We start from the raw sequence: 13,671 nt of genomic DNA, 5'->3' as shown, positions 1-13,671 counted from the left end.
CCCCCCCCCCCCCCCCCGCCGGGCTGTCGATCGACCGTGGAGCTGCTGCCGATGCCGGCCTACCTGCGCTTCCCCGCCGTCTTCCACGACGTCGTCGTCTTCGCCGCCGAAGACGACCTGTGGATGGTCTCCGCCCAGGGCGGGCGGGCCTTCCGGCTGACCACCGGGCTCGCCGAGGCCGGCTATCCGCGGATCTCACCGCGCGGCGACCAGCTGGCGTTCGTCGGCCGGGAAGAGGGCCCAGAAGAGGTGTACGTCATGCCGGCCGACGGCGGCGCGGCCCGCCGGGTGACCTTCCACGGCGCCCGCTGCACGGTGACCGGCTGGGACCCCGAAGGCCGCGTCCTGTACGCCAGCGACGCCGCCCAGCCGTTCGAGGGCCGTAAGTGGCTGCACCGGGTGGCGCCCGGCGGGGTGCCGGAGCGGCTGCCGTACGGGCCGGCGAACTCGATCGCCTACGGTCCCGACGGGATGATCGTGCTCGGCCGCAACACCGCCGACCCGGCCCGCTGGAAGCGCTACCGCGGCGGCACCGTCGGCGACCTGTGGATCGACCCGAGCAGCGCGGGCGAGTTCCGGCGGCTGATCAGGCTGCCCGGCAACCTCGCCTCGCCCTGCTGGAGCGACGGCCGGGTGTGCTTCATCTCCGACCACGAGGGTGTCGGCAATGTCTACTCGTGCGACCCCGACGGCCAGGACCTGCGCAGGCACACCCACCACGACGACTACTACGCGCGCAACCTGTCCGGCGACGGGCACCGGCTGGTCTACCACGCGGGCGCGGACCTGTACCTGCTGGATCCCGGGGAGCGGCCGCGCAAGCTCGACGTGCGGCTCGCCAGCGCACGCACGCAGCGCAACCGCCGCTTCGTCGAGGCCGCCGACTACCTCGACAACGCCACGCTCAGCCCCGACGGCAGCGCCCTGGCGATCACGGCGCGCGGCAAGGCGTATGCGATGGCGAACTGGGAGGGCCCGGTCCACCAGCACGGCGCCGAGGACGGCGTCCGCTACCGGTTCCTGACCTGGCTCAACGACGGCCGGCGGCTGATCGCGGCGGCCAGCGATGACGGCCTCGAGGAGAAGCTGGTGATCCTCGAAGGCGGCGAGGGCGGCCCCGGCACGGAGGTGGCCAGGCTGGGCCGGATCAACGCCCTGGTCCCCGACCCGGCGCACGACCGGGTGGCCATCGTCAACCACCGCCTCGAGCTGCACCTGCTCGACCTGTCCAGCGGCCGCTCCGACCTGATCGAGGCCAACCCGCACGGCTCGCCCGATGACCTCGCCTGGTCGCACGACGGCCGGTGGCTGGCCTACGCCGCCCCGCTCAACGCCCAGACCAGCGCGATCAAGCTGCACCAGCCGGAGACGGGGCTGACCGTGCAGGCCACCGAGCCGGTGCTCAAGGATTCGCGGCCGGCGTTCGACCCGCGGGGCCGCTACCTGTACTTCATCGGCCAGCGGACCTTCTCCCCCGTCTACGACCAGCTCCAGTTCGACCTGGGTTTCCCGCTGGGCACCCGCCCGTACGCGGTGGCGCTGCGCGCGGACGCGCCGGACCCGTTCGTCCGCGAGCCGCGCCCGCTGGAGCAGAAGGAGGACGAGGACGACGGCGAGGAGCCGGAGCCGCTGCACGTGGACGTCGACGGGCTGGTCCGCCGCGTCACGGCGTTCCCCCTGCCCGAGGGCCGCTACGAGCGGCTGGCCGGGCTCAAGGGCAAGGTGCTGATCCTCGCCAGCCACACGGAGGGTGAGAACACCCTGCATCTGTACGACTTCGCCAAGGGCCAGAAGGAGACGTTCGCCGACGGCGTCACCGACTTCGAGCTGGGCCGCGACCACAAGACGCTGCTGTACCGGGCGGGCTCCAGGCTGCGGGTGGTCAAGGCCGGCGAGGCGCCGGACGTGGACGAGGTCCGCCCGGGCCGCGAGAGCGGCTGGGTCGACCTGTCGCGCGTCAAGGTGTCGGTGTGCCCGGAGACGGAGTGGCGGCAGATGTTCCGCGAGGCGTGGCGGCTGCAGCGGGAGAACTTCTGGACCGAGGACATGGCAGGAGTGGACTGGCCGGCCGTCTACGACCGCTACCAGCCGCTGGTCGACCGGGTCACGACCCGGGGCGAGTTCTCCGACCTGCTGTGGGAGTTGCACGGTGAGCTGGCCACCAGCCACGCCTACGAGAGCGGCGGCGAATACCGTCCCGGGCCCGAATACACCCAAGGCAAGCTCGGCGTGGACTGGGACTACCGCGACGGCGTCTACCACATCCGCGCCGTCGTCACCGGCGACCCGTGGGATCCGGCGGCCACCTCGCCGCTCAACCGGCTCGGCGTGGACGTACGTCCGGGCGACGCCGTCCTGGCGATCAATGGCGCGCCCATCGGCGCGGCGGCCACCCCGAACGAGCGCCTGGTGAACCAGGCCGGCGAGGAGGTCGAGCTGACCCTGCGCCGCGAGCAGCGGGTCTTCGCGGTCACCGTGCGGGCGATCGCCGACGAGCAGCCGGCTCGCTATCGCGACTGGGTGAACCTCAACCGCGCCCGATGCCACCAGCGCTCCGCCGGCCGGGTCGGCTACCTGCACGTGCCCGACATGGGGACGGACGGGTTCGGCGAGTTCCACCGGGGGTTCCTGGCCGAGTACGACCGCCACGCGCTCATCGTGGACGTGCGGTTCAACGGCGGCGGGCACGTGTCGGCGCTGCTGCTGGAGAAGTTGTCGCGGCGCCGGCTCGGCTACGACTACCCCAGGTGGGGGGCGCCGGAGCCGTACCCGCCTGAGTCGGCGCGCGGTCCGCTGGTTGCCCTCACCAACGAGTGGGCGGGCTCCGACGGCGACATCTTCAGCCACACCTTCAAGGTGCTGAAGCTGGGCCCGCTGGTCGGCAAGCGCACCTGGGGCGGGGTCATCGGGATCTGGCCGCGGCACCAGCTGGCCGACGGCACCGTGACGACGCAGCCGGAGTTCTCCTTCGCCTTCGACGATGTCGGCTGGCAGGTGGAGAACTACGGCACCGACCCGGACATCGAGGTCGACATCACCCCGCAGGACTACGCGCGGGGCGTGGACACGCAGCTGGAGCAGGCCATCGACGTCGCGCTCGAGCTGCTCGCCGAGCAACCCCCGCATACCCCCGATCCCTCACATAGGCCGCGAATGCAACCTTAAGTGCGTAGCGGGCGTCTAAAGATCAGTGGTGGGGAAAGCGCACAGGGGATGAATGGTGCACTCCGCCCATGCGGGACAATGGCCGGGGGCAAGGGCATGACTCTTGTCCCTGGCCACGTGTGTTGTTGACTTCTTCGGTCCTAAAGGGGGACTTGTCAGGTGCGCGCACTGGCACGCAAGGGAAAGTCGGCCGCGGTCCGGCTCTATCGGGGGTACAACCGGCGCAGGGCGCGCAACGCGCCGCCGCCCTCCACCCAGCAGATCCGCATCCTGTTGCTGCACGCCCACGGCATGGGCGGCACGATCAGGACCGTGTTCAACCTGGCGAGCTATCTGGCCAGGGAGCACGACGTGGAGATCGTGAGCATCCTGAAGGAGGCGGAGGAGCCGTTCTTCCCGATCGACCCGCGGGTCAGGTTCCGCTTCCTGGACGATCGGCTCAACCCCAGCCCCGACCCGCTGCGCGCGGTGTTGTCGAAGGTGCCCAGCAGGCTGATCCCCAAGGAGGAGTCGGCCTTCCACCGCTTCAACCTGTGGACCGACATCAAGCTGGCCCGGTACGTCCGCTCACTCGGCAGCGGCGTGCTGATGGCCACCCGGCCCGGGCTCAACCTGGCTCTGGCCCAGTTGGCGCCGCCCGGCGTCATCACGATCGGGCAGGAGCACGTGGCGCTGCGTACCCAGGCCGAGCCGATCCAGGAGCTCGTCAAGTGGCGCTACCGCCGCCTGGACGCCCTGGTCACCCTCACCAAGGCCGACCTGCGCGACTACCGTGAGACGCTGCCGAAGAAGCCGCGCAAGCTGGTGCGCATCCCCAACGCCGTACCGCCCATGTCGGGTGACGTGGCCAAGCTCGACGCCAAGGTGGCCATCGCGGTCGGCCGCATGACCCGGATCAAGGGCTTCCACCGGCTCATCACCGCCTGGGAGACCGTCGCCGCCGCCCACCCCGACTGGAAGCTGCGCATCTTCGGCGCCGGCCCGCAAGAGGACAACCTGCGCCAGCAGATCATCGAAGCCGGGCTCGAGGGCAAGGTCGAGATGCCCGGCCCCACCTCCGACGTGGGCGCCGAACTCGAGAAGGCGTCCATTTACGTGCTCAGCTCCCGCCACGAGGGCTTCCCCATGACGATCCTGGAGGCCATGGCCAAAGGGCTGGCGATCGTCAGCTTCAACAGCCCGCACGGCCCCAAGGAGATGATCAGCCACGAGGTGGATGGGCTGCTCGTCAAGCCCCGTACCAACGCCAACCTGGCGGCGGCCATCACCCGGGTCATCGAGGACGAGCAGCTGCGCAGGGATCTGGCCGCGGGGGCGCTGGAGACCGCGCACACGTACGACCCGGACGTGATCGGGCAGCAGTGGGACGCGCTGCTGGGCGAGCTCCTGGCCCGCCGCAACGGGACGTACGTCAGACCCCAGCCACCGGCCGCGTCCCCGTCGCCGGACGGGACGCCGTCCAATGAGCCGCCACCGGCCACGCCCCCGTCGCCGAGCGGGACGCCGTCCAATGAGCCGCCACCGGCCGCGTCCGGCGTCACACCCCAGAGCCCGTCAGCTCCACCGGCTCAGCGATGACATCGACCAGCGCCCCGTTGCGATAGACGGTGATCGGCAGCGGCCGCCCGATCGCGTCCGCGAACATCAGCCGCTGCAGGCTCTGCGCATCGCCCACCGGGCTGCGGCCCGCGCTCAGCACCAGGTCGCCCGCCCGCAGCCCGGCCAGGTGGGCGGGCGAGCCCGGCACCACCTCGACCACGCGCAGCGCCCCGTCCTGCCCGGTACGTCGCCGCAGCTGCTCGGGCAGCGGCGCGGGCGAGGTCACCAGCCCCAGGAACGCCCGCCTCACTCGGCCGTCCCTGATCAGCGCGGCGATGATGGACCGGGTCGTGCTGTTCATCGGCACGGCCAGGCCCACGCCGACCCCGGCCACGGCCGTGTTGATCCCGACCACCCGCGCGTGCGAGTCGGCCAGCGCCCCACCGGAGTTGCCCGGGTTGAGCGCCGCGTCGGTCTGAATCACGTCCTCGATCAGCCGCACATTGGATCCGCTGCGCGCAGGCAACGACCTGCCCAGCCCCGACACCACCCCGGCCGTCACCGACCCGGCCAGCCCGAGCGGCGTGCCCACGGCCACCACCATCTGCCCGACGACCAGCTCGTCGCTGTCGCCGAGCAAGGCGGGCGCCGGCGTGGCCGTCTGCGCCCTGATCACCGCCAGATCCGACAGCGGATCGCGACCTACCACCACGAAGTCACCCGAGGTGCCGTCGGCGAACGCGACCGTACCGGCGCGGGAGGAACCGACCACGTGCGCATTGGTCAGCAGGAACCCGTCGGCGGTGAAGACCACCGCGGACCCGCTGCCCCGGCCGGCCCGCACGCTGGCCACTTTCGGCAGCAATTCGGCCGCCACGGAAGAGACGACGCGCGAATAGGCGTCGAGGGGCTCCGCCATCACGTGCACTCCTTTGCTTACAGGATTACACGCTAACTCCGCTCGGGCCAGATGGGCGCGCATGATGCAAGCAAATTCACTTGCGGTGCCTTCTGCCTCCCATGCTACGGTTTCGATCAGTCAACGCTCTGAATCCCCGATCCCATCGGGCTCATAGCGAGTACGGGTCGAATGGCGTCGGTTATCTCTTCTGTAAAAAGATCACATCCGGTGCCGCTTCTCACATCCGTACCCGCTCCCGGCTCGGCGGTCGGCGGTGCGGTTCGGTGAGGACACGGGTCGAAGTTCGTCGCTTATCACCTGTTAAGTGAGTGGTTGCTGGTTCGAGTCCAGCTCGGAGCGCTGCTTCGGTAGCTCAATCGGTAGAGCACTTGAACGGCGGTGGACATCCCACATCCGTGTCTTCTCCGGACCTCACCGGTTCGCTTGTCAGCCGTGCCGGGAGCACGGGTCGAATCTGGCCGGTTACCACACGGGTAGAGGTTCGATTCCTTCCTGGCCCACTCGTGGGTCAGGATGCCCAGGTCGGCTGGGCGCCCGGCCAGAGCCCCACATCCGTGCCTCCGGCAGGGTTGACGAGCTTGGGGAGGGCGGGTCGAAGTTGATCGGTTATCGCTTCGGGAGCGAGTGGTCCGGGTTCGAGTCCTGGCGAGTCGCCTCGTGCGACTCGTGGTGTAAGTGGCAGCACGCTTAACGGCCGGTCTACATCCCACATCCGCCCTCCCCTCCCCACATCCGCCACCCGAGCGGGTCGAACCAAAGGAGGCACTCCATGGCCCGCAACCGTGACCCTCTCGCAAGCGTTTCCGCTAGCGCCACGCCGCAGACGCAGCCACTGCCCGGCCGCCCCGACCAGGTGCGGAACGCGGCGGGCGGCTACGTGTTCGCCATGGACCTGTGGCGCAAGCTGGAAGACTTCCTGATCCTCGGCACCACGGGCGGCACCTACTACGTGTCCGAGGACCGGCTGACGGCCGAGAACGCCAGCGTGCTGTTCCAGGCGATCGCCGAGAACGGTCCGCGCGTCGTGCAGTTGCTTGCCGACATCTCGACGGCGCGCCCCCGCCACCGCAAGACCCCGCAGGGCGAGGCGTCCCACCTGCGCGACGTGCTGCGCATCGCCCACCCTGAGGCGGACAGCCCGGAGCGGGGGCGGCTGTTCGGCTGGATCGCCGGGAACGTCTCCGACGAGGAGGCGCGCGATGTGCTGGAGTCCGTGGACCGGTTCCTGACCGCGAAGGCCGTCACCACGCCGCGCGACCGACCGCGACGCGCTGCTGAAGGCGCGCATCCACCCGATGGACGCCTTCCTGGCGCTGCGCGTGTACGGCTCCGGCCGCGCCCGGCCCAACCCGCGCGCCGACGTGCAGACGTGGGCGCCGGTCCCGGCGATCCAGGATGCGCTGGAGGAGACGTACGAGCTGGCGTTCGGCGCCGTCCAGCCCAGCGGCCGGCGCCTGCTGGTCGCGGTGGACTCCTCCGGCTCGATGAGCTGGGGTGGCGTCATGGTCGGCGGCTCACCCATCGGCACGCCATACGAGGTGGGTTCTGCCATGGCCGTCATGCTTGCCCGGATCGAGCGGGGCAACGTGCACGTCATCGACGTGGACACCAGCGTCCACCCCTCGCGGGTGACGCCGCCCACCAATCTGCGTGAGATCAAGAGCTGGCGGCCTTCGGGCGGCGGCACCGACCTGTCGTTGCCGTTCCGGTGGGCGCGTGAGCAGCGGATGGAGGTGGACGGCTTCGTGGCGTTCACCGACAACGAGACGTGGGCGGGCCGTGCGCACCCGTCGCAGGAGCTGGGCGCCTACCGGCGCACGGTCGCCGCAGGACCGCGCCCATCGTGTGGATGCGAGTCCAAAAGAAGTTCACTGCAATCATCGGCATATGACGATCGCTTCGGTCTACGCCGACTTCGCCGCGCGCGAGGCCCACGGCGTGTCGCCCGCGTACGAGCGCCTGGCATCCGCGGTGACGCGGGATCGCGAGCTCCTGACCTTGCTCGCTGTGCTTCCGCCGGCCAAGCGGCAGCCGAACCTGCTGTTCGGCGTAGTCCGGTTGCTCGGCGGGCCGGTCGAGGATCCGGCCGCGTTCCATGATTACACGGTGGCGAACTGGCCGGTGATCGAGGCGGAGATGCGCACACGGGCCACGCAGACGAACGAGGCCGGACGGTGTGCCGTCCTGCTACCGGTGCTCACCGCGCTACCACAGCCGCTCGCGCTGTTGGAGGTCGGCGCGTCCGCTGGGCTGTGCCTCTACCCCGACCGGTACGCCTACCGCTACGGCGATCACCTGGTCGGCTCCGGCGACCCGGTCCTTGCCTGCACGGCCACTAATATGGCGCCGCCGACCGGCCTGCCCCAGGTGGTGTGGCGGGCCGGCCTGGACCTGAACCCGCTTGATGTGACCGACCCCGCGGATCTCGCATGGCTCGACGCCCTCATCTGGCCGGAACACACGCATCGCCGCGCCCGACTGCGGGCGGCGGCGGCCGTCGTCGCAGCCGACCCGCCGCTGCTCGTACGGGGCGACCTGGTAGACGACCTGCCGGCACTGGCTGCGCAGTCCCCACCCGACGCGACGCTGGTGGTGTTCCACAGCTCGGTGCTGTACCACGTGCCGACGCCGCGACGGGTAACGTTCGCCGAGGTGGTACGCGGGCTACCCGGACATTGGATCGCGAACGAGGCCCCGGACGTGCTGCCCTACGACACGCTTCCGATGCCGCCGGGCGAGGAGCTGTACAACGTGCTCGCGCTGGACGGGACCCCGCTCGCCTGGGCCCGACCACACGGGCAGGCGATCAGCTGGTTCGCGTAATGCGCTTGGGCGACCGGCGCCAAGATCAACGATCTCGACTGTAACTAAGCACGGTCCTGGATCATTTGTTAGGACTTCTAAGCCCGTGCCGCCGCGGCCTCGGAGCGCGTCTCCACCGACTGACCCGCACGCATCCTGCACAGCAGCCAGGCCAGCATGCCGGCGAGCACGGTGACAGCCCCCGCGAGGGCGAGGGCCAGGCGCGACGCGATGAGGGCGGGCAGCAACAGCATGCTGCTCATGCCCGCGACGTGCAGCCCGGTCAGCTCGACCGAGAACACCCGCAGTCGTTCCGTTCCTGGCAGGTGGGAGATGTCCGAACGCACCGATGAGGATGTGCGGGACATACTCGACCACGACGATGAGCCCCATCGCGACCGCGCCCGACTTCTGCCACGCCGTCCACATCAGGGGGAGGGTGAAGAATCGGTCACCGAACACCTCCCGCGCACCCCGCCACGCCGGCCCCGGGGGTGGGGGTGCGCCAACTGTGGCACGCGGCCCGGACACGCGAAAGCATGAGCAATCGCGCCAGGCCCCATCGGCAGACGACGAAGCCGGATTCGGCCTGCCGGGGCGGCTGCTCCTCCTGCTCGCAAGGGAGAGATCACGGCAATCCAGACGTAAGCGTGTCCGCTTGCGCAACTGCAGCGGTTGGCGGTTGACTAGAAGCGTCACAGCCCGCCCCAGCTCGCCAGATCGGACCCGCATGGCGGCCCCTAGGAAGTCCTCCACAGCTGGCGACGCAGCTCCTACTGAGTTGTTCCCGGCCTCCAGCACCAGGCGTCGGAGGTCCGCGGCTCTGCAGGAGACACCGCGTGCCGGTCAGCCGCGCCGTACCAAGAAACAGACCAAGTGGGCGACAGTGTCGGTGCGTGTCCACACGCATCTCGACGACCGCGTGGCATACGCCTGCGACATGACGGGGCTGGGCCCGAAAGGCGTGGTCGAGGCGGCGATCAACGACTACGCCGACGCACTGGGCGTCCCGGCCGAGTTCGCCGAAAGCAACCCTGGGTTCACCGAGCAGATGCCGCACGATTACAGCAACCGGCGCAACCGGCGGCCGAACGGCACCGGCGAAGACCCCGATCTAGTGATGGTCTCCGTGCGGGTGATCCCCCTCACTCGCGCCCGGCTCTGGCACTCCTGCGATTACTCCGGCCAGGGCGCGCAGACCACGGTCGTGACGGCGCTGAACCTCTACCTCAGGAAACTTGGCGTGCCGCAGAACGTGAATCGTGACGCCAAGGGCAACCTCATCGCCGGATGACGAGCCTCCCGCCTCCTGAAGGCGGGCCGTCCTCGGAACATGCCCATGCTCGCAGCGAGCACCAGATCAGCGATTCTGGCGGCGCAGAGCACTTCCGAGGACGGCCCGGATACCCCGCGACTCAGCAGAGCAAAGTCGGAGAAGACCTCTTTCAATCGGGCGACTGTGCGCCGCTCGGCGCGCTGTGCGGGAACGTGGAGATCGACGTCCGGCGACGATCAGTCACACAACCCTCCCCGTGTCAAAACGGTAAAACCCGGGAATTTCTCTAGACAACTGGGAAGCTCACGGAGGACCGGTTGAGCACGAAGGACGCCATCGCCCTTCTCGCGGGTGCCATCATCGTCGTTTCCTTCGTCGGCACCACCAAGACCCCGCCGGCCACCGCCGCCAGCCCACTGGGCAACATCAGCGGCACGCTGCCCGGCCTGGCACCCATCACCTCCGACGCCGACAAGGCCAAGGCACGCGATCTCATCCAGCAGCTGCGCGTCAAGGGCTTAGGCCCCAACACCGGGTACGAACGCACCCGGTACGGGGAGAACTGGGCCGACACGGCGACGGGTGTGCCGTACGGGGGCAACGGGTGCCGTACCCGCGACGACCTGCTGGCCCGCGACGGCCGTGACGTGACGTACCGGGAGGGCTCGTCCTGCGAGGTCGTGTCGATGACGCTGGACGACCCCTACACCGGCAGGACCATCTACTGGCACCAGGACAACGCCGACGAGGTGCAGGTCGACCACGTGGTGCCGCTGAACTACGGCTGGCGCATGGGCGCGCCGCGCTGGCCCATGTCCAAGCGGCTCGACTTCGCCCAGGACCCGCTCAACCTGCTGCCGGTGGACGGTGACGCCAACGAGCAGAAGGACGCCTCGGGACCGGCGAGCTGGCTGCCGCCGCAGCGGCGCATCCGCTGCGCGTACGTGACCCGCTTCGCTCAGGTCGCGTTCAAGTACAACGTGCCGGTCACCGCGGCGGACAAGAAGACGATGCTGGCCCAGTGTCGCTAACGGGGGTCGATCCAGTCGAAGCCGTTCTTGAACGTCAGCTCGGCCAGGGCCCGCTGCCCGGCTGCGCTCGGGTGGAAGAAGTCCCACTTGCTGACGTGGTCGAGGGTGAAGGGGAAGGCGAACACGGCGCCGCCGTCGGTGTCGCAGCGGGGGCCGTAGGCGGCGCACGCCTGGGCGGCGGCCTGGTTGTAGGCGATCACCCGATCCCGGACCCGGTTGCGGCGCTCGGTGTCGGCCCGCCGGGTGGAGGACGGGTTGGCCAGCATCGCCGGGCAGACCCGGCCGAGCGTCCAGAACGTCCTGGCCAGCGGGTTCCCTCTGCCGGCCTGCCACAGCCGGCGCAGGTCGGGGATGCTGGCGATGAGCACCCTGGCCCTGGGCATGCCGGCGCGCAGCTCGGCCAGCGCCGCCTCCAGCCGCCGCCGGTAGGTCGGGACCGGCGTCATGGCCTGCTCGGAGCGCGCGCAGGCGTCCTGGGCGCCGATGAGGATCGTCACGTAGTCGGCCTTGGCCGCGACCGCCTTCTTCACCTGGCCGAGCAGGTCCGCGCTGGTGGAGCCGGGGGCGGCGTAGTTGAGGTTGTGCTTGTGGAGCGTTCCAGACAATTTCGACAGGCGCAGGTAGTGGCTGGTGATCTCCCGGTGGTCGCCCGCCGACCACGAGCGGGAGGTGCAGGAGACGTACCAGCCGCAGGCGTTGAATCCGGTGGAGATGGAGTCGCCGAGCGCGGCCATGATCTCGGGTACGGGCTGCGCGGCGGCAGCCTGCGCCGGAGGCGCACCGGAAAGGACGACGGCCGCGGCGAGGACGGGGCCCAGGCGAGCGATCATGGCCCCAAGGTAGAGAGCCGATCATGCGCGGACTATGGCGTCGAGGCAAGGTCTGTCATTTCAGGACCGTCTTCATATGGCCGCTTGACAGCCCGAAGGCGATCAGGCTGTGCCCAATCCTGGATGGTGTCCGGTTTTTTCCGAGTTCGCTTGCCGTAACGTGGCATTCACGGGGGTCCGAGTCGAACATGTTCAGCTCGCGAATAGCATGTCTTGAGTGAGTGTCGCGCTCGGAACAACCCGCCCGCTGCCGGTTCGCACCGCACTTGTCGGCGACCCCGGCGACCTGCTGACCTCCTTGCCGAGGACGGCGCCGTACGCCTGGATCAGGAACGGCGAGGGACTCGTCGGCTGGGGTCAGGCCGCCAGAGTCGCCGTGCCACCGGGACCGGGCAGGTTCGCCTGGGCCCGGCAGTGGCTGGCCGACGTGTTCGGCGACGCGCACGTGGACAACGCCGTGCGCACGCCCGGCTCGGGCCCGGTCGCCTTCGGCAGCTTCACCTTCGACGAGGACGCCGACGGCTCGGTCCTGGTGGTGCCGCAGACCGTGCTCGCCCGCCGCGGCGGCCACGCCTGGCTGACCACCGTCGGGGAAGCGCCACTGCCGACCTTCTCGCCCCTGCGCGACCCCGGCCGCATCAGCTACGGCGACGGCAGCCTCTCCGCCCCCGAGTGGGAGCACGTCGTCGCCCGCGCCGCCCAGCGCATCCGCGACGGCGAGCTGGAGAAGGTCGTGCTCGCCCGCGACCTCGTCGCCACCGCCGAACGCCCCATCGACGTGCGGCTGCTGCTCGGCCGGCTGGCCCGCCGCTACCCCGAGTGCTACACGTTCTCCGTCGCGGGCCTGGTCGGCGCCACCCCCGAGCTGCTGATCCGGCGCACCGGGCAGGAGATCGAGTCGCTCGTGCTGGCCGGCACGACCCCGCGCGGCACCGGACCGGCCGACGACGTCGCCCGCGGGGCCGCGCTGCTCGCCTCGGCGAAGGACCGGCACGAGCACGAATGCGCGATCGCCTCCGTCCGCCAGACCCTCGCCCCGCTGTGCTCGTCGCTCACCACCCCGGACGAGCCCGAGCTGCTCATGCTGCCCAACGTCCAGCACCTGGCCAGCCATGTCAGCGGCCGGCTGGCCGACGGGGCGTCGGTGCTGGACGTGGTCGCCGCCATGCACCCCACCGCGGCCGTCGGCGGCACCCCGACCGATACCGCGATCAAGGTCATCCGCGAGCTGGAGGGGATGGACCGCGCCGGGTACGCGGGGCCGGTCGGCTGGATCGACGCCCACGGCGACGGCGAGTGGGGCATCGCGCTGCGCTCGGGGCTCATCCAGGGCCGCCGCGCCCGCCTGTTCGCCGGCGGCGGCATCATGGGCGACTCCGACCCGGCAGCCGAGCTGGCCGAGGCACAGGCCAAGTTCCGCGTCATGCAGTACGCCCTGGAGGGCTGAGCCCGACCGGCTCTGCTCGCGGGCCGGCCGACGCCGCTCAGGCGGGGACGTGGACGTCCTCGCCCACGGCCACGCGTGCCCGCCCGGCCGTCAGCGTGGCCACCCAGTCGGCGAACTTCGCCACCTCGTCCTCGCCCACCGCGACGGAGAACGTGACGTCGCTCGCGTACACCACGTCCTCGACCGCGTACCGCGAGGCCCGCAGATCGTTCTCCACCCGCCCGGCCTGGTCGTGCGCCACCGAGACGCGGACCCGCTTGGCCGGCACCATCCGCACAGGCTCGGCCCGGTCCAGGGTCTCGGTCACCGCCGACCCGTAGGCCCGCACCAGCCCGCCCGCCCCCAGCAGCACGCCGCCGAAGTAGCGGGTCACCACCGCGACCACGTCGCTGAACCCCCGCCCCACCAGGGCCTGCACCATGGGCGTGCCCGCGGTGCCGCCGGGCTCCCCGTCGTCATCGCCCTTCTGGACGCGCTGCCCGATGACGTAGGCGGTGCAGTTGTGGGTGGCGCCGGCGTGCTCTCGCCGCCGGCCGGCGATGAACGCCGCCGCCTCCTCCACGGTCCGCGCGGGCGCCACGGCGCAGATGAAGCGCGATCGCCGCACCTCGGTCTCGTGCTCGACGGCGGTGGTGAGAGTGAGGTACGGAGCAGGCACA

General features: G+C 70.5%; 11 protein-coding genes and 1 pseudogene. 7 read left to right on the top strand and 5 right to left on the bottom strand.

The annotated features are described in order from the left end of the window. Together ACTWPT_RS56445 and ACTWPT_RS56440 are read left to right on the top strand one after the other, a co-directional pair. Positions 1 to 3,165, top strand: a 3,165-nt coding sequence (locus tag ACTWPT_RS56445; protein ID WP_443185815.1) for a S41 family peptidase, incomplete at its 5' end; no start/stop codon positions are given. A 159-nt stretch (positions 3,166 to 3,324) separates the two neighbouring features. Continuing rightward, entirely contained in the window at positions 3,325 to 4,743 is a 1,419-nt protein-coding gene (locus ACTWPT_RS56440; RefSeq protein WP_443185814.1) for a glycosyltransferase family 4 protein, read from the top strand. Here the strand turns inward: ACTWPT_RS56440 and ACTWPT_RS56435 are convergent. Then, positions 4,703 to 5,623 carry a S1C family serine protease gene (locus ACTWPT_RS56435; RefSeq protein WP_443185813.1) on the bottom strand — a complete coding sequence of 307 codons (921 nt, stop codon included), beginning with the start codon at positions 5,621 to 5,623 and terminating at the stop codon, positions 4,703 to 4,705. The two genes, ACTWPT_RS56440 and ACTWPT_RS56435, sit on opposite strands and share 41 nt — an antisense overlap. A gap of 948 nt (positions 5,624 to 6,571) precedes the next feature. Continuing rightward, on the bottom strand, positions 6,572 to 6,871 hold the full coding sequence (locus tag ACTWPT_RS56430; RefSeq protein WP_443185812.1) for a hypothetical protein: 300 nt from the start codon (positions 6,869 to 6,871) through the stop codon (positions 6,572 to 6,574). 50 nt (positions 6,872 to 6,921) lie between these two features. Between ACTWPT_RS56430 and ACTWPT_RS56425 the strand changes: the two are divergent. Both ACTWPT_RS56425 and ACTWPT_RS56420 read left to right on the top strand, forming a co-directional pair. Further along, positions 6,922 to 7,392: pseudogene (locus tag ACTWPT_RS56425) on the top strand (hypothetical protein); the annotation flags it as partial. Positions 7,393 to 7,513: 121 nt separating this feature from the next. Further along, on the top strand, positions 7,514 to 8,449 hold the full coding sequence (locus ACTWPT_RS56420) for a DUF2332 domain-containing protein (RefSeq protein WP_443185811.1): 936 nt from the start codon (positions 7,514 to 7,516) through the stop codon (positions 8,447 to 8,449). 77 nt (positions 8,450 to 8,526) lie between these two features. On the opposite strand, the gene ACTWPT_RS56415 is transcribed toward ACTWPT_RS56420, so the two are convergent. Beyond that, on the bottom strand, positions 8,527 to 8,775 hold the full coding sequence (locus ACTWPT_RS56415; RefSeq protein WP_443185810.1) for a hypothetical protein: 249 nt from the start codon (positions 8,773 to 8,775) through the stop codon (positions 8,527 to 8,529). A gap of 539 nt (positions 8,776 to 9,314) precedes the next feature. Between ACTWPT_RS56415 and ACTWPT_RS56410 the strand changes: the two genes are divergently transcribed. Together ACTWPT_RS56410 and ACTWPT_RS56405 are read left to right on the top strand one after the other, a co-directional pair. Beyond that, entirely contained in the window at positions 9,315 to 9,722 is a 408-nt protein-coding gene (locus ACTWPT_RS56410) for a hypothetical protein (protein ID WP_443185809.1), read from the top strand. 299 nt (positions 9,723 to 10,021) lie between these two features. Then, entirely contained in the window at positions 10,022 to 10,735 is a 714-nt protein-coding gene (locus ACTWPT_RS56405; protein WP_443185808.1) for an HNH endonuclease family protein, read from the top strand. On the opposite strand, the gene ACTWPT_RS56400 is transcribed toward ACTWPT_RS56405, so the two are convergent. After that, positions 10,732 to 11,565, bottom strand: a complete 834-nt coding sequence (locus ACTWPT_RS56400; RefSeq protein WP_443185807.1) for an SGNH/GDSL hydrolase family protein — start codon at positions 11,563 to 11,565, stop codon at positions 10,732 to 10,734. The two genes, ACTWPT_RS56405 and ACTWPT_RS56400, sit on opposite strands and share 4 nt — an antisense overlap. Positions 11,566 to 11,782: 217 nt before the next feature. Here ACTWPT_RS56400 and ACTWPT_RS56395 point away from each other — a divergent pair, with 217 nt between their 5' ends. Continuing rightward, positions 11,783 to 13,012 (top strand): isochorismate synthase, encoded by a 1,230-nt coding sequence (locus ACTWPT_RS56395; RefSeq protein ID WP_443185806.1) that lies wholly within the window; start codon positions 11,783 to 11,785, stop codon positions 13,010 to 13,012. A 37-nt stretch (positions 13,013 to 13,049) separates the two neighbouring features. On the opposite strand, the gene ACTWPT_RS56390 is transcribed toward ACTWPT_RS56395, so the two are convergent. Then, entirely contained in the window at positions 13,050 to 13,670 is a 621-nt protein-coding gene (locus tag ACTWPT_RS56390; protein ID WP_443185805.1) for a YigZ family protein, read from the bottom strand. Position 13,671: the final 1 nt, after the last annotated feature.

Source organism: Nonomuraea sp. 3N208 (assembly GCF_052245935.1).
GTDB lineage: Bacteria > Actinomycetota > Actinomycetes > Streptosporangiales > Streptosporangiaceae > Nonomuraea.
This window is presented reverse-complemented; position numbering and strand designations above follow the sequence as displayed.